The following is a 20,301-nucleotide window of genomic DNA, read 5'->3' as shown; positions in this document are numbered from 1 at the left end:
ACGCAGTTTGCTTTTATATCGATTTTTAAGCTATCATACTAGAATAGTGATCAACCAAATAGAGTCTATAATATGGATACATATGGAGGATTTATAATAGGAATGGGATATCATGAAGTGACGGATAGCTACGGTTTGGAAATGGAACTCTTTTCCATATGGATGAAAAATAAAGGAATGACAAAGTCAACGCATCAAGCTTATATGAGCGATGTCAGTTATTTTCTCCTGACCGTACATCCAACTGAAACGAAGAAAATTACGAAAATGGATATTATGAGATACATGGCCCTATGCCGTGAAAAGGGAGCCGGGGATGAGGCACGGAACCGGAAGCTTTCTTCGCTCCGTTCTTTTTTTAAAGCGATGATCGAAATGGAGCATTTGGAGAGCAACCCAGCAGCGCTCATTGCGAAGTCGAAGCAGGAGAAAAACCGAATTCCTGTCTATTTGGAAGAGAATGAGCTGGAAGCGCTGCTCCATACGATGAAGGGCAAATATTATATCCGGAATGTATCAATCGTGCTGCTGATGGCATATGCCGGCTTGCGGGTAGGAGAAGTTCATCGGATGAATGTACAGGATTTACAGCAGGACGGATCTATCCATATTTTAGGGAAAGGACGCAAATGGCGCGTTATCCCGCTGCCGGATGCCTTGCAGCATATGCTGAATGAGGCATTGGCAGATCGCAAGGAATCAAGGCAGGGCAAGGAGCAGCCGTTTTTTGTCTCCCAATTCGGACGAAGATTATCCATTCGCATGATTCAGACCATTGCGGATCATACGATCAAGCAGTTGAAGGAGCAGATGCCAGCGCTGGCGGATAAACGATTATCAAGCCATAAGCTGCGCCACTCGTTTGCAACGATGCAAATTCGCAGCGGAACCGATATTCGAACGCTGCAGGAGCTCCTTGGGCATGCCAGCATAGAAACGACGCAAATTTACACGCACATTGATAATAAGCAGCTTCGGAGTGCCATGAACAATATTTCCAGTAAAATTCCTTTGAAATTTCAAAGTAGTTAACGTAATAATAATTATGTAAACAAAATATTAAAATCAGCATTAGTTTACAGAAAATTCCTGTTACTTATCTATAAGGGGAATCTTTTGAAGTTCTCATGGAACATAAAGTGAACAATCCGCACGAAATAAAAAAGCAGTTGAGAGATACCAAAAGTATCTTTCAACTGCTTTTTTGCTAATAAGAACCAGCAGCAACAAGCTTGCGTCTTTCTTCGCGCTCTTCTGGCAGCATTCGAGGACAGGTATAGCATTTTTGACCATCTATGCGGCATTCATACATGCAGCAGGAGGAATTCAGCATAAGCTTTCCGCCCTCGGGAGTCCATGGATTATCAATATAACGCGGTTTATGAATGAATGGATTGCGTTTACGGTTAAATACTTCAGCAGGCAGTCCCGCTAAAACATCAAAATCCCGTTGGAAATTGGCTAGAAGAGCGGGGTCTTGAATGTTTTGATTCACATAATCACGTACAAAGTGGATTTGGCCGCCTACTTGATTCCAGATCATGGCCGATTTCACATCAGCACTTACAGCAACGGCTTCGACGATAGCATTGATTTCGTTTTTGAAATAAGAACCAAAGGCATGTTCGAGAAAAGCTTTACGATCCCCGTCGTTATGGGGTACCTCTGTCCAGCGCAATTCATTAATTTTGAAGCCAAGATGAGCATGATCATTATGCTGTTCCAGCTGAAAGGTTAAATTTTGGAGCGATAAATCTAAATATCGGTTGTATTGGGCTGCAAAAATGAGATTCGTTATGCAAAGGTTGAAGAAGGACATGCCGACAAATGATGCCGCTAATTCCATGCCGGTCGCTTGAACCATATTACCCGCTTTGATCAAAGTGGCATGTGAAATTTCACGAATTAGAAAATCAACGGCCGGCAGCTCATGGACGGGATGAGCAGCACCGCCAGGTGAAATGTGGAAATAGGTATCAACAAGCGTAAAGTCCATTTGATTAGGCATCCGCGTCTCCTCTTAACTAAAATAATGAACGATAGAGCATAGGTATTAATGATAACGATTATCATTTTCTGCACATTCATTATTAGTATAGGAGGAAGCTATCGTACTGTCAATAAAAACGGCTCTACAATCACTTTTACTCGCTCCAGGCCTTCCCACATATCGCCGGGGCCGTCATAAATAAGGACATAGGCACGGTCAAAGCCCGTTTCTCCAACCTTTTGAAGGTATGCAAGCAGCTCAGCTTTATCTGGAATGCCTGCTTCATCGTAAGTGGGCTTTACATGGACCGAAACGCTAAGGGGAGCGGTTACTCCGATCTCCTCGATTTTGCCGTCTCCGTGATAGTTGCCGAAATCCGTAATAAAACCGACGGGCTTTCCAGCCTTCGCAAGCAGTTTGAGGCTGCTGTCAGCAGTAGAAGTGAGTGATTTGAAATTTTCCGTAATGACATGCACGGCCTTGGAAGCACCATACGATGCCATCTCCGCTAAGGAGTCGGCAGAAATTTGGATGGCTGCTTCATCCGTGGGCGAAGCCTCTCCTGCAATCACGCGAATTTGTTTTGCTCCGCAAAGCGATGCAATATCGATCCATTTTTTAATAAAAGCGAGGTCGGCTTTACGTCTGCTTTCATCCAATGAAGTGATATCGCCGTAGTCTAGCAGCAGTGTATCGAATTTGACATTTGCCTCGAAAAAAGACTGTTTGAGCTGTTCTAAATAGGCCGGCTCCGTCGAAGGAAAATGAAAATGGCAAACCTCAAGCGCTTGATAGCCTCTGGCGGCTGCTTCAGCTGGTAGCTCGAGCAGGGTTAACAGCTGCGGCTGCTCCTGTTCTCTAATTTGATGGCTTTTGGTTTCCGTTTCCCAGTACGTCAAGCGGAGAGGACCCAAATGGCGATGCAAGCTCCATGTGCTAATAGATAGGTATGACACGAATGATCCCGCCTTTTAATATAATGGTTAAACCTAACAATAGCATAGCATGTAATAAACCGAAAAAAACGTTCGCATTTGGCGTATAGTTCCTCAGGATAGTGTTTTTGCTCCGGATAGCATTCGTTTAAGCGGAAATTCGCTCAGAAATTGTTCACCATTCCCTTTACTTTACTTCTTTCAACAGGATGAACTTTCAATAAGGGAGGTTCACAGCAGATGGGAATTAAAAATTCGATATTCGAGAAAATATTTTTTCTTTTAAAGTTTTTTTATAAACCGGGGCAGATGGGAAGCGTGACGCCAAGCTCGAATTATTTAGCGCGTAAAATGGTTGGAAGCGTCCCATGGCATACCGTGAATCATTTAGCTGAACTCGGCGCGGGTACGGGAGCGATAACCAAGCACATTAAGAAGGCTGCTCGAAACGAAATAAAGATAATGTTATTTGAAAAGGATCCTTATATGTTTAAAGCCTTAAAAGAGGCATATCCTGATTTTATTATCCTCCAAAATACGTTGGGACTTCATGAAGCATTAACCCAAGCAGGAATCGATCACCTGGATTGCATCATAAGCGGACTTCCTTTTTTCAATTTTCCGCATGCATACCGGACGGCTTTGTTGGAACAGATCGTGGCTTCTTTACGGGATGACGGTTTGTTTATTGCTTTTCAATATTCGCTGCAAATGAAGAAGCAGTTGAGCGTCTATTTTAATATTGATGAAATAAAATTTGTTCCAATTAATATTCCTCCTGCCTTTGTATACGTCTGCAGAAAAAAACATCGTCAGGAATCCTAATAAAGATGAATTGGTGCTGAATGGGCCGAAAGGTTTTTGCTAAATAGGCGATTAGCATTATAATAAGTAATATAGGCTGTTGAAAAGCTGATTAAAGGGATTTTGTCAGGGAAGGAAAGAGCACAATGGAAACGAAACGTATTACGACCGAAGAGCAATTAGATGATGCATTCCGTATTCGGAAAGCAGTCTTCGTGAAAGAGCAGGGTGTAGCGGAGGAAGTAGAGCTGGATGAATTTGAAGATATCGCCGATCATGTCCTCGTTTACTACGAGAACGAGCCCGTAGGTACGGGAAGAGTGCGTGTTGTGGATGAATACGCGAAGCTGGAGCGGATCTGTGTGTTATCCTCGCATCGGAAGCACCGGTTAGGCAAAGCGATCATGGACGAGCTTGAAGCCATTGCGCGTGAGAAAGGCATGAAGAAAGCCAAGCTGCACGGGCAAGTGCAGGCAGCCGCTTTTTACGAAAAACAAGGATATGAAGTCGCATCGACCGTATTTATGGAAGAAAACATCCCCCATGTTAAGATGGTTAAAGATTTATCCCATTAAATATTATTAGAAGCTTCATATGGCTATCGATTTTAAAATGGAGTGCAAATTGGCGACAATTTGTCACTCCATTTTTGTTTTTATGTAACCTCCTTAGATTCAACAAAATAATTTGCAAAAGAACCTGTTAGTGTACGCCACCAACAGGTTCTTAACGATGGATCAAATCAGTTTTTTGCGAAACTGAGAAGGCGATACACCCTTCACTTTCTTAAACATTTTTGAGAAGAGCAGAGGGTCCGAATAACCAACGGAATGGGAAATATCAGAGACCGACAGCTGCTGATTATTCATTAAGTCGCATGCTTTATCCATACGGTAATGCAATAAATACATCTGAGGGGATAGCTTCTCGACCTCTTTAAACAAAGAAGAGAAATAAATTCGGTCAATTCCGATCCGATACGCGAGATCGGCAATGCTTATTTTGGTGTAATAATTCATTTTGATAAATTCGACGGCTTTGCGCACGTATTCATCCTTCGCTTTTGGCAAATACCCCAATTGATTAGGTCCGGTCAGCATCTCGATCCACTCGGAGAAAAGCCGGTACAGCAGGCTGTGTACGATTAACCCGCTGTTTTTCTCGAGAGCTTCTGCTTCAGACAGCTGATCCAGCCAAGGGTCGAACCAATTTGCCGGCGCATAGGTGAAATAAGGCGATTCTTTGCTAAGGCCCACTTGTTCAAGCAAATCCTCAACGCTGCCGCCTTGGAAGGCAATCCAAGAATAAACCCACGGTTCCTGCTTGTCAGCCTTCATATGGCATATGATATTCGGAAAAACCATGAAGCCTTGCCCTTTTTTTAGCTCATACGTATGACCGTTTATTTGGTAGCTTCCTTTGCCTTCATGAATAAATAGAATTTTATAATGGTCTTTTACCCCGGGTCCCCAATTGTAGCCTGGCGGGCAGTATTGCTTTCCGTGATAATAATAAATGAGATCATAACGCTCGCACATGTTGTTCAGCTCCTGCCATTAAATCATATACACCTTACATTATGACATATAAATCTTGCTTGTGGACATTCCTTATTCCAGTATAAATCAATATAATTTGAAAGTAATCAGATGCGGAAGAGAACATTATAGCATATTTAGTTCAAGGAAATCACATTAATAGGATAAGGGGACTACCATTACATGCCATACACAGCAGAGCCATCACGTTATTCCGATATGTTGTACAAACGCGCAGGAAAAAGCGGCGTCAAGCTGCCGGCCATTTCACTAGGGCTTTGGCAAAACTTTGGCGGCAACCAGCCGCTGGAAAATTCAAGAGCCATGATTTTAAAAGCATTTGATCTGGGTATTAACCATTTTGACCTTGCAAATAATTATGGGCCGCCTGCAGGATCTGCCGAAGAAACGTTCGGTGCGGTATACAAGAAGGACCTTATTCCTTATCGGGACGAGCTGCTTATCTCCACCAAAGCAGGTTATTACATGTGGGAAGGACCTTACGGCGAATGGGGCTCGCGTAAAAACCTGCTGTCCAGCCTTGACCGCAGCCTAACGAGAATGGGCCTGGATTATGTCGATATTTTTTATTCTCACCGCCCTGATCCGGAAACGCCGTTAGAGGAAACGATGGGAGCGCTTGACCATGCCGTCCGGCAAGGCAAAGCGTTATATGTTGGATTATCAAATTACAGTGCGGAGCAAACCAGCGCGGCGGTAAAAATTCTGAAGGAGCTAGGTACGCCATGTCTGATTCATCAGCCGAACTATTCGATGCTCAATCGTTGGATTGTGGATGGGCTGCAGGATGTGCTTGTCGAGCAAGGGATTGGATCAATCGCTTATTGCCCGCTCGGAAGAGGTCAGCTGACGAATAAATACGTCGATAAAATCGAAGCGGAATCCAAGGCGCCGAGCAGCACAATGAAGCCGGAAGCCATTGCCGTTGAACGCGTACAAAAATTCCGCAGCTTGGAGGCTTTTGCCGCCAAGAGAGGCCAAACCCTCTCGCAATTGGCCTTATCATGGGTGCTTCGCGACGGAGGGGTCACGTCAGCGCTTATCGGCGTCAGCCGCGTCAGCCAAATCGAAGAAAATGTAAAGGCACTCAAGAGCGCACCGTTAACCGCTGAAGAAATATCAGAAATCGATTCGATTATGCATAATATTGGAGATCTTCCATGGTAAAACAAACCCAGGCGAACCGCCTGGGTTTTTCTTTGTCCCCGCCGGCAAAATCACTCCAAAAGCAGGAAATGGAGAGTGTTCTGTGGAAATAGTTGGTTGAAAAAACAATGAAATGAATGAGGGAAACTATGACCGAACTAACAGTAGCTTATATTGATTCATTCGCGCTAAACGCGGGTGCGATCAAAAACGGAAATGATCTCGTCCGTAAAAACAGCTTTCAGAAGCTAGCGCGAACGGAAGATGGAACACTGCTTTTCGGGGAATGCAAAGGAAGCGGTAAAGAGCCTTACAGCTGTTCGGCGGACTTTGTAAAAACGGAGCAGCCTGTTTTTCGTTGTTCTTGTCCAAGCCGGCAGTTTCCTTGCAAACATATATTAGGACTCCTGTACGCCTATGCGGGCGGCAAGACCTTTGACATTGCCGACATTCCTGCCGATATTGCGGATAAACGGGAGAAAGCTGACAAACGCGAGGAAAAGAAAAAAGAAACAGCCGCAGCTCCCCCAGGGACGGAGACCAAGCGCAGGGTTAATAAAAATGCATTGGCTAAAAAACTTGCCTCGCAGCTAGAGGGCATTGAGCTTGCTCATAAGCTGGTCCAGCAAATTGTCCAATCGGGTTTGGCGTCTTTGGATAAACGGTCGATTCGTATGTATGAAGACCAAGCGAAGCAGCTTGGCAATCATTTTGTGCCGGGTTTGCAAGCTGCTTTTCGCGAAGTATTTATATTAATAAATGCTAGCGATAACCATGAAGCGGTTTATTCGGAAGCATTCGAGATGCTTGCTGCCCTGCATGCCTTGCTTAAAAGAAGCCGTGATTATATTACAGCGCGCATGGAAGATCCTGAACTGCCGATGGATATCACGAGTGTTCTAGAAGAAAAGATCGGACACGCTTGGCAGCTTTCAGAGCTTCGCGAGCAGGAGCTTATTCGCAAGAATATGGAGCTGATTCAGCTAAACTTCCGCTCCTATACGGATGAAGCCCGCGGGGAGTATGTGGATGAGGGGTATTGGCTTCAGCTGGAAGACGGCGAAATCGTCATTACGCGGAACTTTCGGCCATTCCGGGCAGCAAAGCATATGAAAGAGGACGATTCCGTCTATATGGCCGTTCAAACAAAGGAACTGTTTACTTATCCGGGTGAGCTGAACAAAAGAGTGAGATGGGAAGAAATGACCATGCGGGAGTGCAGCAGCGGAGACCGGAATAAAATCCGATCGTTTGCCGAGCACTCCTACGGCGCAGCATTGAAAACCGTAAAAAATCATTTAAAAAACCCGCTAGCCGACAAAAATCCAGTTCTGCTGCTCCATGCTGCAGAAGTGGCCAAAACGGAAAAGGGCATTGTCTTGGTAAATGAAACGGGAGAAAGGCTGCCGCTTGCCAACATAGCAAGACTTGGATATCCTACGCTGCAGCTGCTGCCGCATTTGAATCAAAAGCAATTGAAAAATATGGCGGTATTGGTCATGTTCGAGGATCAATTATCTGAAGGCAAGCTTGTTGCCCAGCCGCTGACGCTGATAACCGAGAATGAAATGATCCGATTATTTTATTAATGCGCGACGAAGGAGCATAGGATGAGCATTCCATTACTTAGAGAATTGCATCAAGACGTACGCCGTTTAGTCATCGCGGGAGCGGGCATTGCGGCAGATGATTTAAAGCTGAAGCGGATGCTGCCGCAGCTGCAGCAGCTAGGAGAGAAAGCACCTATTTTCAAACGGGTTGCCGAAGAAGTTAACGGTGTTACGGCGGCCAAGCCGGAGCATGCGTCAGGGAAGCTCTTGGATTTAGCGGTCCTGCTTCACGCGGTCTTGCACACCCAAAGCTCGGCTGAAGCGGAAGGCGACCTGCTTCCGCTCGGGAACCCGGACCCTTTCATTAACGTGACCACGGAATTCCCTTACAGAAAGCTGAAGCCGCTGCTTGATGCGTTGACCCAGCGCGGGCACGGACGCCTCGAGACCATCAAACAAGGTGCAGAAGATGGCTTATTTACCGATTTTCGAACATTTATTCCGGCAGTAAACGGACTAAGGGACAGCTATGCGGAAATCGCGGAGTATATCGCGGAGAAAGTGATCCCGCAGATGGGTGCAGCGGTACTTCCTATTTTGCATGAGCATTTTCATATCCAGGGAAACAGCGGCGATGCCAGACTGCTAATATGTATAGACCAGTTGACCTCGGATACCGAATCGCTTTGGCCGCTTTTTACTACTGCTTCCAAGGAAGGCGCGCAGCCGGTTCGTATTGCTGCGATTTCATTAATGGCAGGCTTGCCTGCTTTTGAAGACGAATTGCTGGAATTGTCGCATGACAAAAAGAAAGAAATCCGAGGCGCTGCGTTAACCGCGCTTTCAAGGCTGCATTCTGACCGCGTCGTAGGGCGCTTGATTGATGCCCTGGCAAAAAAGGATACAGAGCTTGCCATTGCACCGATACAAGCATGTGCAGCCCCCCGGCTCACCGAGCAGCTCCTTCAATTAGGTTCTTCACTGATCGGTAAAATCGAGTCGGGCGAACAAACCGCCGTTTTAAAAGAAACGCTGGGAGGCGTGATTTCTTGCTTTCAAACCAAAGCTCATGAGAGCGCAGTAAGACAATTTTTAATGCTTGTTCTCTCTAATGAAAAGCTGGATTTCAAAGAATACGAGTCGCTTTTGAACGAAGCGGCTCAAATTTTGTTGTATTCCAAGGATAAGCTTGCTTTGACGTATCTGCATGAGCTGCGGGATAACCGGCCTCCTTTAATAGGCTATTCGTTGAAGGCTGCTCTCCGTTTGCTTGAGCCTGCTGAGTTGTACGATCAATACGAAGGCTATCTTACGCAGAAAAAAAGCAAAAATGCGCGAGAGCTGCTTCAAGCTTTTTATGCTTGTACGCCTAATTCCTTTGCTTATATATACTCGGAACAGGAGGAGCAATCGAATTTCGCGTGGGATGCAAGATGGGTCGATCGATTCGTGGAGCTGAACGAAGAAGAGCTGGTTTGCCGTTTGGTTAAAGAGCCGGATAAGAAGATCGTGGCTTATCTGGTCGAAAAGTCCAAGGTTGCGCCTCAGCTGATGAAACCGCGGACCGTTCACCTTTTTCACGCGTTATTTAGGGTTGGACACCGGGAAACGGCTGACTTATTCCTTCCCGCTTTGGAGCAGGCAACGCAGCATTCCTATTATTATTTGGATCGGGAGGTTCAGCTCTTAATTGCGATGCTGCCAAGCCATTCCGCGGAGAAGCTGCATCAAATCGCCGATAAAATCACTTATGAATATTCACGCAATCAATTAAAACAGTTGGCTGATCATGTTGCCGCCAAGCCGGCAGCAATCGAAACGGATGCAGAGGGAGCGGGATTTTTAGCATGGATAAAAAACAAACTATCTTAAGACAGCCGGCAGAGCTGTTGTACGCGCATGAGCTGGAAGCGCTGAAAGCCCATGATCAAGGTGAAAAACCTGCCGGCTGGCAGCTGTCACCGCGGGCCGTGCTTACCTTTATTACAGGCGGGCGTGCTGGCGAGGTCGAGATTACGCCAAAATATATCGGCCATACTCGGTTGGTAGAAATCGCCATCGCTACCTTGCTAACCGATCGTGCACTGCTTCTAATCGGAGAACCGGGAACGGCAAAATCATGGCTCTCGGAGAATCTAACGGCAGCCATTCATGGCGATTCCTCCAAAGTCATTCAAGGAACCGCGGGCACAAGCGAGGAGCAGGTACGCTATTCATGGAATTACGCGATGCTGCTGGCAAATGGCCCTTCGGAGGAAGCGTTGGTGAAAAGTCCGATTTACCGTGCAATGGAAACAGGCGGCATCTCGCGTTTTGAGGAGATATCGCGCTGCGCTTCGGAGGTGCAGGATGCGCTTATATCCATTTTGTCCGAGAAGACGATTTCGGTTCCTGAGCTGGGAAGGGACATTCCGGCAGAAAGAGGTTTTTCTATTATTGCGACAGCGAATACAAGGGATCGCGGCGTAAATGATATGTCGGCCGCTTTAAAAAGACGTTTTAATATCGTGGTGCTTCCGGCGCCTTCAGATTTAGAAACAGAAGTATCCATCGTACGCAAACGGGTGAGTGAGATCGCTTCAAATTACCGGCTCGGCGAGGCGGTTCCGGAAGAGGAGGCGGTACGCAAGGTAGTCACGATTTTCCGTGAGCTGCGCAGCGGCATGACCCTTGATGGCAAGGAAAAGCTTAAGCAGCCAAGCGGAGCGATCTCGACGGCCGAAGCGATTTCTTTGCTAATCAACAGTATGGCACTGGCGAGCAGCTTTGGCGATGGACAGGTAGCCGAAGAGGATCTTGCAGCGGGCTTGCTCGGCGCGGTTGTGAAGGATGAAGCCAAGGATGATGCGGTATGGAAGGAATATTTGGAAAATGTGATGAAGAAACGGGGAGCCGATTGGAGAGGGCTATATCGTGCTTGCCGTGAGCTGAATTCGTGAGCGCGGGTGCCGCAGCACGGCACGGCGTCCATCTATTCGGCGTGCGCCATCTCTCGCCTAACGGCGCGCTCCAGCTGCTCAGTTATTTAAATGAGACCAAGCCGCTTTTAGTCCTTGTCGAAGGTCCTTCGGATGCGTCGGAGCTGATTAGTCAGATCACGTTAAGCGGAGTGAAGCCTCCCGTCGCGATTTTGGCCTATACGGAGCAGCTGCCTATCCGTACGGTTGTTTTCCCGCTAGCCGAATATTCGCCGGAATATCAGGCATTTCAATGGGCGTCCGCGAATGGAGCGGAGGCAAGGTTTATAGATCTGCCGTCGGAAGTCTCCGTTAGCTTATATGCAAGCCGTAGAGCCGTATTGGAAAAGGAAGAGGATTCAGAAGGCGCACGCGAGTATCGTCAGCAAAGCAATGGGCATTACGAGCAAGTCGCTAATCTGGCTGGTGAGCCCGATTACGAAACCTATTGGGAGCGCCATTTTGAACAAATAAACGACCAAAGAAGCTACCGCCTTGCCATGCATGCTTTCTCGAACGAAATGCGCGGGCTTTCCGAGGCAGAGGAGCGAATGCATACCCCGCTGGAGGCAGCGCACAATGAAATCCGCGAGGCTTATATGAGGTCCCAAATCTCCAAAGCGATTGCAGAGGGCACTCCGGCAAACCGCATCGTGGTCGTAACAGGCGCCTACCATACCTCTGCGTTAGAAGAGGAACGGCCGGGACTGTCGGGGGAGGAAATTGCTTCCTTTCCGTCCAATCCGACCAAGCTGACCTTGATGCCTTATTCGTACTATAAGCTGTCTAACCATTCCGGCTACGGAGCAGGCAATATGGCACCTTCGTATTTTGAGCTGGCATGGCAGTGCGCAAAGAACGGGGATCCCGCTAAGCTGCCGTCGCTCTATCTTGCTACGATTGCCGGCCATATGCGCGAGAGCGGAACGTTCCGTTCCGCTGCTTCCGTTATTGAAGCGGTTAGGCTTGCCGAGTCGTTAGCTTCCTTACATGGAGGAAGGCTGCCGGTATTACGAGACCTTCATGATGCCGCCGTCACTTGTCTTGGATACGGAGAGCTGGCGATTGTTGCGGATGCGATCGTCAGAACGGATGTTGGAACCCGCATCGGCTTTCTGCCGGAAGGCGTCAGCCAAACGCCGATACAGGATGATTTGAACCGGAATTTGAAGACGTTGAAACTTGAAAAATATAAGACGACCGTAGCGACCGAGCTCGAGCTGGATCTCCGTGAAAACCGGAGAGTGAAGTCCGAGGAGGCTGCGTTTCTCGATTTAAGAAGATCCTTTTTCCTTGAAAGAATTCAACTGCTGCAAATTAGCTTTGCCAAGAAGCGTGGGGTCAGGCAGGACAGCGCGACCTGGGCAGAAAGCTGGGTGCTGTTCTGGACGCCGGAGGCGGAAATCGAAGCGGTTGAATCCATCATGAAAGGGGAGACGATTGAGCTTGCCGCTTCGTTTCACATCAAAGAGTCCTTGGCACAAAGCGCGAATATCGTAGATGCCGCGGTACTTGTCCGGGCGGCATGGCAGTGTGGGCTTCCCGCTTCCATGGAAGATGCCCGGCAAACGCTTCAGCGCCTAGCGGTAGACGCTGGCGATTATTCGCAAATTGCCGGTACGCTCCGGGAGCTGTCATTATTAGTGCAATTTGGCGATGTCCGCAAAATGGATACGGCGGTTTTAATGCCGCTGCTGCAGCAGCTGTTTTTGCGGGGAACGCTGCTTCTGGTTGACTCTGCCGCATGCAGCGATGATGCGGCTGAGGCAATGGCATCGGCCATTATCGATATGCATGCGGTTTCGCAGCAGCATTTCGATAGGGTAGACGATGAGCGTTGGGTGACGCAGCTTGAGATGCTAGCCTACCGGGATGACCGCAACGCGAAGCTTTCCGGACTCGCCTTTGCTCTGCTTCTGGAGCGAAATCTTATCGATCATGACCGTTTAGCCAGGGAGGTATCCAGAAGACTATCGCCGGGGATCCCAGCAGATATAGGCGCAGGCTGGTTTGAAGGCATGTCGCTAAGAAACCGCTATGTGCTAATCTCTCGCAGGCAGCTATGGGAGCAGCTTAATCTGTATACCGCTTCGCTTGATGATGAGCAGTTCCGGCGTTCGTTGGTGTTTCTTAGAAGGGCCTTAGCTGCTTTTGAACCAAGAGAGAAGAACGCGATTGCGGAGATGCTGGGCGACTTATGGGGATTTGGCGAAACAGAAGCTGCCGATGTCCTTCAGCGACCGCTTAGCAGCGAAGAGCAACAAAAATTGGACGAGCTCAACGAGTTCGATTTTGGAGACCTATAAGATGAGCGATAATGAACAATTCGAACAATTGAAGCGCTGGCGTCTTATTTTAGGCCAAGCTGCAAACGATAGGCTGTCCGACATGGCAGGAGGACGCGGACTGCTTGATGAAGAGCAAAGCCTAATGGATGAAGCGCTGGCCGCTATTTATGACGATACGACTAGCGCATCCGCTGATACACAAGGGAAAAACGCTGCGCGTTCCGCTGGTTTAGGCGCCTCCTCGCCTAAGCTGGCAAAATGGCTCGGCGATGTCCGAAGCTTCTTTCCTTCCGACATCGTTTCCGTCATCCAAGCGGATGCCATTGAAAGAAAGGGCTTAACCCAGCTGTTGTTTGAGCCCGAAACCCTCAGCCAAGTGAAGCCTGATATTCGTATGGTTGCGACACTCATCGCGCTAAAGGGGCGTATTCCCGAGAAAACGAAGGATACGGCGAGAATGCTGGTACGCGAGGTCGTAGATGAGATCATGGCGAGACTCGCGCATGATATTCGCCGTGCCGTAACAGGCGCGCTGAACCGCAGGAAACATTCTCCGCTTCCATCGGTAACCGGGATGGATTGGAAGACGACGATACGCCGTAATTTAAAACATTATGATCGGGAGAGGCAGCTGCTTATACCGGAAAAGTTTTATTTTTTCGAACGGGCAAGGCGCAGCAAGGAATGGACCGTCATTCTTGATATTGACCAAAGCGGGTCAATGGCTGATTCCGTCATTTATGCCTCGATAATTGGATCTATTTTTGCCAGCTTGCCCTCGCTCGATACCCATGTTGTCGCTTTTGACACGGAAGTTGCTGATCTAAGCGAACAATGCGCGAACGATCCCGTGGATATGCTTTTCGGTATTCAGCTTGGCGGCGGAACGGATATCAACAAGTCGGTTAAATATTGCGAGCCATTTATCCATGATCCCAAAAAGACGCTTTTTATTTTAATTTCCGATCTCTACGAAGGCGGCAACCAGTCTGCCCTGATCCGCCGGATGGAAGCCATGCGTCAATCGGGTGTAAGCGTGATTTGCCTGCTGGCGTTGTCAGACGGCGGTGTGCCTTCCTATGATGCCGAGCTTGCGAAGAAGCTGTCCGGCTTCGGCATTCCTTGCTTTGGCTGCACGCCTGACCGCCTGCCGGAGCTTATTGCAGGAGCGCTGCAGGGCCAGGATTTGCAGGCGCTTGCGGCAGCAATAACCGATTCGGGCAAAAAAAGCATATAAACAATTTAAAGAAACTTAAGACTTAATTAAACTTTAATTACATGCCTCTTAATGATTGACGGTTATCTTTAGGTAGAGATAACGAGTCGTTCTTAGGAGGTTTTTTCTTGTGAAAACAAAGCTATATGTCCTTTACGGCGGCAAATCCGTCGAGCATGAAGTTTCTTTGAAAACAGCTTATACCGTCATGCTTTCCATAGATGAATCCAAATATGATTTATTCCCGATATACATCACCCGCGAAGGGATTTGGTCAACGCCTGACAAGCTAAGCCGCTCCAAACTAGAGCTTAGCGACTTGATCGCGGTACCTAGGCATGCGGAAGCTGCAGAATCGATTGGACAATCACTCATCAGTCAATTCGCATTGCCGGGAAGAAAGGTTGTCTTGCCTTTGCTGCACGGCTCGAACGGAGAAGACGGTACGATACAGGGCATGATGGAGCTGCTCAATATCCCATATGTGGGCAACGGCGTGCTTTCTTCCGCGGTGACGTTGGACAAAGCCATATCCAAGCAGCTGCTCGCGCAAGCAGGAATCAACCAAGCGAAGTACCTCGCCTATCGTTACGATCAATGGGCGGAGGACCGTGCGTTCATTTTGGAAGAGGCGGAAATGAAGCTCGGGTATCCTTGCTACGTGAAGCCGGCCTCTCTGGGATCAAGCATTGGCATCAGCAGATGTTCGGACAAGCAGCAGCTGACCGCGGGAATTGCCGAAGCGTTTAAATATGACAGCAAGCTTGTGCTGGAAAGCGAAGTATTAGGCAGGGAAATACAGGTGGCGGTCATGGGCAATGAGAAGCCGCTCGCGTCGCTGCCAGGCGAGTTCATTCATAAACATCTTTTTTTCGATTTCGAATCCAAATATATGGACAAGCATCTTACGATGTCCATTCCGGCTCAGCTATCGGAAGAGCTGACTGGACGAATTCGGAAAATCGCAATACAAGCTTACCAAGTCCATGGCTGCTCAGGTCTTGCCCGCGTGGATTGTTTCCTCGATCATGAGGGGCATTTGTACGTGAATGAAATTAATGCGCTGCCTGGTTTTACGAATTACAGCATGTATCCGGTCATGTGGGAGCGCACGGATGGTACGCTTTATTCGGAACTGGTTGAGAAGCTCATTGATTATGCTTTCACGCGCCATGCAGAAAAACAAACGATTCACTATACGAGGTGAAACCAAATGTCATTAAATACATGGGCTGAAGTTAGTTTGAACCATATACGCGAGAATTTGCTGAAAATACGTCAATCTCTTCCAAGCAGCGTCAAGCTAATGGCGGTTGTTAAAGCTAACGGCTATGGCCACGGCGACTTGGAGACAGTACGGATGGCTGAAATAGCCGGCGCCGATTATTTAGCCGTTGCCCATTTAGAAGAAGCGCTCCGGCTCCGGGCAAATGACATCACGCTGCCTATACTTATTTTGACGCCAATAAATCCCGAGGATGTGCAGCTGGCGTTAGTCTATGATTTAATGCTAACGGTTGCGAGTGCGGCATGGCTTAAGGAAATGAGAAAATACAAGCCGCTATCACCTGCGAAAAAGCTGAAATTGCATATTAAGATGGATACGGGACTAGGAAGAATCGGCGTGAAAACGAAAGAAGAGTGGGAAGAGCTTGTTCCTTTAATCAGGGAGGCCGACATTGTGATCGATGGATTTTATACGCATTTTGCAACAGCGGGCAATGCGGATAGGGCATTTTTAGAGCTGCAAACGAAACGGTTTACGGAAATGATGAACTGGAGCTATGCCTCATGCCTCTCCGTTAATCACTATCACTGCGCCGGCAGCGCGGCTGCGCTGCGCTTTCCTTCATTGGCAATGGATATGGTGAGAATCGGTGCAGCCATGTATGGTTTTTATCCGCAGCAGCTATTACCGTCTTTAAAGCTGAAACCCGCATTTAGCTTGCATAGCCGGCTCATTCATGTGAAAAAGCTGAACAAAGGAGAATGGCTGGGATACGACAATAGTTATTGCGCGGAAGCGGATGAATGGATCGGTACCGTGCCAATCGGCTATGCGGATGGTTGGTCTCAACGGATGCAGAATACCGAGCTGCTCGTAGGCGGGAAGCGTGCCCCTGTTATCGGCAAAATCTGCATGGATCAGTTAATGGTTCGTCTGCCAGGACCATGTGAAATAGGGACAGCAGTGACCTTGATTGGGAGCCAAGGATCAGAAGAGATTACCTTCGATGAGCTGGCCGCTCATATCGGGGGCGTTGCGCAAGAAGTTTCAACTTCCATAACCGAGAGGGTAGCGAGGAACTATACGAACGATACATGCAAAGAGGAGGCCGGCGCTAAATGGGGCAATCGAAACGTACAGTCGATTTACAAGAAGGCCGTCATGTAGAGCCTACGTTCGTCCAAGTTAAACGAACCGAAATTTACGGGGGACAGCTTGTTTTGGTCAATCGCGAACATCCTATTCGGAAAACGATTTCCTCCGACAAACTGCTGCCGCTTAGCGTGAACCCAAGCTTAAAAGTGCTGCAGGACGGCATGCTTTTGGAAAAATCCTGCTTGCATCATCTCATTTCTCTTCTTGATGCTTGCCAAGGCATGGAAGATATTGTCGCTGTCAGCGGGTATCGCACAAAGGAGGAGCAGGCGCATATTTATGAAAGCTCATGGGTTGAAAACGGCCCGGAGTATACGGCAAGCTACGTTGCGCTGCCGGATCAAAGCGAACACCAAACCGGTCTCGCGATCGACGTTGGAAAGGCCGACAAGGATGTTGATTTTATCGCGCCTTCCTTTCCGGACAGCGGAATTTATAGGTTCTTTAAACAGCTGGCCGCGCAATTTGGGTTCATTCAGCGGTATAAGGAGGGAAAGGAACAGATAACGAATATAGCCTGCGAGCCCTGGCATTTCCGTTATGTTGGATTTCCGCATGCCGTATTGATGGAGAAAAACGAATGGTGCCTAGAGGAATACATCGATTTTTTACAAAAATTCACCAACGATGGAGAACGTTTCAAGTTTGAAAATGAAAGTCTTCGCGTCGAGATTTATTACGTTCCGGCTGAAGAGGGGCCCTATACGGCTATTCCGATCATAAGCTGTGAGCATTACCGGCTATCAGGCAATAATCGGGATGGTTTTATTATTTCCGCGTTCACCGGCAAAGGTTATACTGCCCGTGCTTGATAAACCAAATTACAACGGACTGGATTGGCTGAAATTTGCAACTGCGTTATTGGTCGTAGCCAACCATACCGGCCCGCTGCATGCTTACCATGCCTATGCGGATTTTCTGCTCAGCGGGGTTCTGACTCGGATAGCCGTTCCTCTATTTTTTATGTCCACTGGTTTCTTTTTCTTTCGAAAGCTGTCTGGCGATCCTTCTAAGGACCATAGTGCATTTCTAGCTTATATTAAGAAAATAACTGTCTTATACGGAATTGCAATATTGCTGTATCTTCCTCTTAATGTGTACAAAGGATACTTCTCGGAAAGCTTTACGCCGCTTGCTCTCTTAAAAGATCTTATTTTTAACGGAACGTTTTATCATTTATGGTATTTGCCTGCTCTGATCATCGGTCTTGGTTTGACTTATGCCATGTACCGGAAAATGTCTCTTCCTAAGCTGCTCATGATCGGAGTCTGCCTTTACAGCATCGGACTGCTCGGAGATAGCTACTACGGATTAACGGTGAGGGCAGCCGGCCTTCATCAGCTTTACGAGTCGATGTTTTTGGTTTTTGATTATACCCGCAATGGTATATTTTATGCGCCTATTTATATCATGCTGGGTGCCTATGCAGCGAAGCGACCTGCGCCAGCGATAAAGCCGAAAGGGAATGCCAGCTTGTTTTTCTTAGGTCTGGTGCTTATGCTGGCCGAGGGTATCCTGTTAAAAGCAGCGGAATATCCCCGTCATGACAGCATGTATGTGTTTGCATTGCCCGCTGCCTATTTTTTATTCCAATGGGCATTAAGTTGGAATGCGAGTTCAGGTAAAGCATTTCGGGAGTGGCGGGTGTGGATCTATATTTTGCATCCTATTGCGATCGTACTGGTTCGCGGAGCGGCTGAAGCCGCGAAGCTTGAAACGTTGTTCATCGCAAACAGCGTCATGCATTTTGTCACGGTATGCCTGGTGTCTGTCGTAATGGCTGCCGCGGCCGTAAGATTATCCGTCATAAAATTCAAATTTCGACCATAGACATAATAGCGGGAGATGTTCGTTAAGTTAGATTTAACGGGAGGAGAGGCCGCAGCGAAGGAGCATTACCTGCAGCAGGGAGGGATTGCAATGAGTATCGATCTGCTCATTCAACTGCTCATGCTTATCGTAATGATCATCGATATGGCTAATCGTTCAAAAGATTCGTAACGGTGAAGGACAAAACATCCGAAAGGATGTTTTGTCTTTTATTATTTAAAGGAATTTAAAAGAACGTTGCGGGCCTGCGCTTCGCCATCATTCTCTCGGTTTTCTAGCTTAGCTCCCATTCCTGGAGCAGCATAATGGCTGCGCCGGCAGTTACGGCATCCTCGGTCAGCTGACCTTGCGTAAATTTCGGCTCGTATTGCGGGGAGTAATAAATATTGCTGCGCGCAACCTGTATGACCGTTTCGTAAATGCTCTTATGTACGTTAACGAGCGGACCGCCGAGGATAACAGCCTCCGGGTGCAAAATATTAATGAGATTGGCAATGCCAATCCCTAGGTAAGTGGCTGTTTGCAGAAACTGCTCCGTAATGAAGGAATCCTTCAGCCGGTAAGCCTTCTGCAAGGCGTCAAATTGAATTTCCTCCGGCGTAATACCTGAAAGCGAGCTAACCCGGCCGAGCTTCAGCTGGGAACGTATCTGCTTCTCCAGCGCAGGGATGGATACAAGCGCTTCTAGTGCTCCGTAATTCCCCTCGTCCCCAAGCCTCGGTCCGTCCGTCTGAATGATCATCTGTCCAAAGGAGCCCTCCATGTCAACGGCGCCTCTGACAATTTGGCCTCCTGACATCATCGAGGTTCGGAGACCGACGCCGGCATGGACATAGAGCATATGCTTGACTTCTTCATTGCGAAGCGCCCAGTGCTCACCGATGATAGCCGTGTTAGCACCGTTATCGAGCAGGGCCGGCAATCCGAGACGCTGTTCGAGCCATTCGCAAATGGGCACATTGCTCCAGCCCTCCGCCGGAAAATAACGCGGCTTCAGCATAATTCCGTCCTCGCGGCTTAAGGGCCCAACCGCACCGATTCCGATTCCAATCACTTTATTTCGTTCGATCCCGCAATCGCTCAGCATGCGCTCGGCCAGCTTCGTAATCTTGGTTAGCAATGTCTCCGGCGTCATTCGTTCGTCCATCTTCCAACGCTCGAAAGCCAGCGGCTTTAGATTAAGGTCGTATAAGCCGATCGAGGAGGAGAATCGGGATATTTCCAAACCAAACACTGCGCGGTGTTCCGGATTTACGCGATATAGAATCGGTTTTCGGCCTCCGGTAGAGCGTCCCAATTCGGATGCCAGAATAAGGCCGTCTGTCAGCAATTCCTCCAGCAGCCTAGAAAGGCTGGTGCTTGTAACGGTTAGCCGGTCCATTAGCGCGGCTTTGGAGACTAAGCCATTTCGGATAATAAAATCAAAAACTTGTTTTTTTATGGTTGGATGTTTCATATTCATTATTGTTTCTCCAATTGTCCAAGTAATTATATCGGATATAAATCAATCTCTATTATATGCCCTGGAAGGAAGCATGACTAGACAGTCCGGATATTTTTTAATGGAACTACGGACTAAAGACGGATGGAATGATCGGAAGACATAGAAAAGAATACGAAACTTATCAAGATTCGACAAAGTA

General features: G+C 47.8%; 18 protein-coding genes. 14 read left to right on the top strand and 4 right to left on the bottom strand.

Annotated elements, in window-relative coordinates; genetic code table 11:
• The first annotated feature begins 102 nt into the window (after positions 1 to 102).
• Positions 103 to 1,032, top strand: a complete 930-nt coding sequence (locus ACN6MW_RS30865) for a tyrosine-type recombinase/integrase (RefSeq protein WP_419873539.1) — start codon at positions 103 to 105, stop codon at positions 1,030 to 1,032.
• A gap of 175 nt (positions 1,033 to 1,207) precedes the next feature.
• On the opposite strand, the gene ACN6MW_RS30860 is transcribed toward ACN6MW_RS30865, so the two are convergent.
• Both ACN6MW_RS30860 and ACN6MW_RS30855 read right to left on the bottom strand, forming a co-directional pair.
• Positions 1,208 to 2,008 carry a hypothetical protein gene (locus ACN6MW_RS30860; RefSeq protein WP_419873538.1) on the bottom strand — a complete coding sequence of 267 codons (801 nt, stop codon included), beginning with the start codon at positions 2,006 to 2,008 and terminating at the stop codon, positions 1,208 to 1,210.
• A 98-nt stretch (positions 2,009 to 2,106) separates the two neighbouring features.
• Complete coding sequence (locus ACN6MW_RS30855; RefSeq protein ID WP_419873537.1) at positions 2,107 to 2,946, bottom strand: sugar phosphate isomerase/epimerase family protein; 840 nt, start codon at positions 2,944 to 2,946, stop codon at positions 2,107 to 2,109.
• Between the two features lie 219 nt (positions 2,947 to 3,165).
• Here ACN6MW_RS30855 and ACN6MW_RS30850 point away from each other — a divergent pair, with 219 nt between their 5' ends.
• Together ACN6MW_RS30850 and ACN6MW_RS30845 are read left to right on the top strand one after the other, a co-directional pair.
• The gene (locus ACN6MW_RS30850; protein WP_419873536.1) at positions 3,166 to 3,750 is read left to right on the top strand and encodes a class I SAM-dependent methyltransferase; all 585 of its coding nucleotides are present in this window, start codon (positions 3,166 to 3,168) and stop codon (positions 3,748 to 3,750) included.
• 125 nt (positions 3,751 to 3,875) lie between these two features.
• Positions 3,876 to 4,304 carry a GNAT family N-acetyltransferase gene (locus tag ACN6MW_RS30845; protein WP_419873535.1) on the top strand — a complete coding sequence of 143 codons (429 nt, stop codon included), beginning with the start codon at positions 3,876 to 3,878 and terminating at the stop codon, positions 4,302 to 4,304.
• Positions 4,305 to 4,466: 162 nt separating this feature from the next.
• Here the strand turns inward: ACN6MW_RS30845 and ACN6MW_RS30840 are convergent, their stop codons facing one another.
• Entirely contained in the window at positions 4,467 to 5,267 is an 801-nt protein-coding gene (locus ACN6MW_RS30840; RefSeq protein ID WP_419873534.1) for an AraC family transcriptional regulator, read from the bottom strand.
• Between the two features lie 183 nt (positions 5,268 to 5,450).
• Here ACN6MW_RS30840 and ACN6MW_RS30835 point away from each other — a divergent pair, with 183 nt between their 5' ends.
• From ACN6MW_RS30835 to ACN6MW_RS30785, 11 genes are all read left to right on the top strand, one after another.
• Positions 5,451 to 6,455: an aldo/keto reductase gene (locus tag ACN6MW_RS30835; protein ID WP_419873533.1), complete on the top strand. Its 1,005-nt coding sequence runs from the start codon at positions 5,451 to 5,453 to the stop codon at positions 6,453 to 6,455.
• 128 nt (positions 6,456 to 6,583) lie between these two features.
• A complete protein-coding gene (locus tag ACN6MW_RS30830; RefSeq protein ID WP_419873532.1) occupies positions 6,584 to 8,023 on the top strand; it encodes an SWIM zinc finger family protein in 1,440 nt (479 codons plus the stop codon).
• 21 nt (positions 8,024 to 8,044) lie between these two features.
• Positions 8,045 to 9,856, top strand: coding sequence for a HEAT repeat domain-containing protein (locus ACN6MW_RS30825; RefSeq protein WP_419873531.1), 1,812 nt, complete (start codon positions 8,045 to 8,047; stop codon positions 9,854 to 9,856).
• The gene (locus ACN6MW_RS30820) at positions 9,832 to 10,923 is read left to right on the top strand and encodes an AAA family ATPase (RefSeq protein WP_419873530.1); all 1,092 of its coding nucleotides are present in this window, start codon (positions 9,832 to 9,834) and stop codon (positions 10,921 to 10,923) included. The genes ACN6MW_RS30825 and ACN6MW_RS30820 overlap by 25 nt, the downstream gene beginning before the upstream one ends.
• The gene (locus tag ACN6MW_RS30815) at positions 10,920 to 13,247 is read left to right on the top strand and encodes a DUF5682 family protein (protein ID WP_419873529.1); all 2,328 of its coding nucleotides are present in this window, start codon (positions 10,920 to 10,922) and stop codon (positions 13,245 to 13,247) included. The genes ACN6MW_RS30820 and ACN6MW_RS30815 overlap by 4 nt, the downstream gene beginning before the upstream one ends.
• Before the next feature lies 1 nt (position 13,248).
• The gene (locus ACN6MW_RS30810) at positions 13,249 to 14,466 is read left to right on the top strand and encodes a VWA domain-containing protein (RefSeq protein ID WP_419873528.1); all 1,218 of its coding nucleotides are present in this window, start codon (positions 13,249 to 13,251) and stop codon (positions 14,464 to 14,466) included.
• A 109-nt stretch (positions 14,467 to 14,575) separates the two neighbouring features.
• A complete protein-coding gene (locus ACN6MW_RS30805; protein ID WP_419873527.1) occupies positions 14,576 to 15,652 on the top strand; it encodes a D-alanine--D-alanine ligase family protein in 1,077 nt (358 codons plus the stop codon).
• 6 nt (positions 15,653 to 15,658) lie between these two features.
• Complete coding sequence (alr, locus tag ACN6MW_RS30800) at positions 15,659 to 16,840, top strand: alanine racemase (RefSeq protein ID WP_419873526.1); 1,182 nt, start codon at positions 15,659 to 15,661, stop codon at positions 16,838 to 16,840.
• Positions 16,792 to 17,640: a D-alanyl-D-alanine carboxypeptidase family protein gene (locus tag ACN6MW_RS30795; RefSeq protein WP_419873525.1), complete on the top strand. Its 849-nt coding sequence runs from the start codon at positions 16,792 to 16,794 to the stop codon at positions 17,638 to 17,640. The genes alr and ACN6MW_RS30795 overlap by 49 nt, the downstream gene beginning before the upstream one ends.
• A complete protein-coding gene (locus tag ACN6MW_RS30790; protein ID WP_419873524.1) occupies positions 17,588 to 18,658 on the top strand; it encodes an acyltransferase family protein in 1,071 nt (356 codons plus the stop codon). Before ACN6MW_RS30795 ends, ACN6MW_RS30790 begins: the two co-directional genes overlap by 53 nt.
• Positions 18,659 to 18,673: 15 nt before the next feature.
• Entirely contained in the window at positions 18,674 to 18,829 is a 156-nt protein-coding gene (locus ACN6MW_RS30785; RefSeq protein ID WP_364148352.1) for a hypothetical protein, read from the top strand.
• 103 nt (positions 18,830 to 18,932) lie between these two features.
• Here ACN6MW_RS30785 and ACN6MW_RS30780 read toward each other — a convergent pair whose 3' ends face one another.
• Positions 18,933 to 20,120 carry an ROK family protein gene (locus tag ACN6MW_RS30780; RefSeq protein WP_419873523.1) on the bottom strand — a complete coding sequence of 396 codons (1,188 nt, stop codon included), beginning with the start codon at positions 20,118 to 20,120 and terminating at the stop codon, positions 18,933 to 18,935.
• Positions 20,121 to 20,301 lie beyond the last annotated feature (181 nt).

This window comes from Pristimantibacillus sp. PTI5, from assembly GCF_048572955.1.
Taxonomy (GTDB): Bacteria; Bacillota; Bacilli; order Paenibacillales; family Paenibacillaceae; genus Pristimantibacillus.
The sequence above is the reverse complement of the archived record's forward strand: the minus strand, read 5'-3'. Positions and strand labels throughout refer to the sequence as shown.

Coding starts and splice junctions, on each gene's coding strand:
- ACN6MW_RS30865 (WP_419873539.1), top strand. CDS start 103: ATGGGATATCATGAAGTGACGGATAGCTACGGTTTGGAAATGGAACTC.
- ACN6MW_RS30860 (WP_419873538.1), bottom strand. CDS start 2,008: ATGCCTAATCAAATGGACTTTACGCTTGTTGATACCTATTTCCACATT.
- ACN6MW_RS30850 (WP_419873536.1), top strand. CDS start 3,166: ATGGGAATTAAAAATTCGATATTCGAGAAAATATTTTTTCTTTTAAAG.
- ACN6MW_RS30845 (WP_419873535.1), top strand. CDS start 3,876: ATGGAAACGAAACGTATTACGACCGAAGAGCAATTAGATGATGCATTC.
- ACN6MW_RS30840 (WP_419873534.1), bottom strand. CDS start 5,267: ATGTGCGAGCGTTATGATCTCATTTATTATTATCACGGAAAGCAATAC.
- ACN6MW_RS30835 (WP_419873533.1), top strand. CDS start 5,451: ATGCCATACACAGCAGAGCCATCACGTTATTCCGATATGTTGTACAAA.
- ACN6MW_RS30830 (WP_419873532.1), top strand. CDS start 6,584: ATGACCGAACTAACAGTAGCTTATATTGATTCATTCGCGCTAAACGCG.
- ACN6MW_RS30825 (WP_419873531.1), top strand. CDS start 8,045: ATGAGCATTCCATTACTTAGAGAATTGCATCAAGACGTACGCCGTTTA.
- ACN6MW_RS30820 (WP_419873530.1), top strand. CDS start 9,832: ATGGATAAAAAACAAACTATCTTAAGACAGCCGGCAGAGCTGTTGTAC.
- ACN6MW_RS30810 (WP_419873528.1), top strand. CDS start 13,249: ATGAGCGATAATGAACAATTCGAACAATTGAAGCGCTGGCGTCTTATT.
- alr (WP_419873526.1), top strand. CDS start 15,659: ATGTCATTAAATACATGGGCTGAAGTTAGTTTGAACCATATACGCGAG.
- ACN6MW_RS30795 (WP_419873525.1), top strand. CDS start 16,792: ATGGGGCAATCGAAACGTACAGTCGATTTACAAGAAGGCCGTCATGTA.
- ACN6MW_RS30790 (WP_419873524.1), top strand. CDS start 17,588: ATGGTTTTATTATTTCCGCGTTCACCGGCAAAGGTTATACTGCCCGTG.
- ACN6MW_RS30785 (WP_364148352.1), top strand. CDS start 18,674: ATGTTCGTTAAGTTAGATTTAACGGGAGGAGAGGCCGCAGCGAAGGAG.
- ACN6MW_RS30780 (WP_419873523.1), bottom strand. CDS start 20,120: ATGAATATGAAACATCCAACCATAAAAAAACAAGTTTTTGATTTTATT.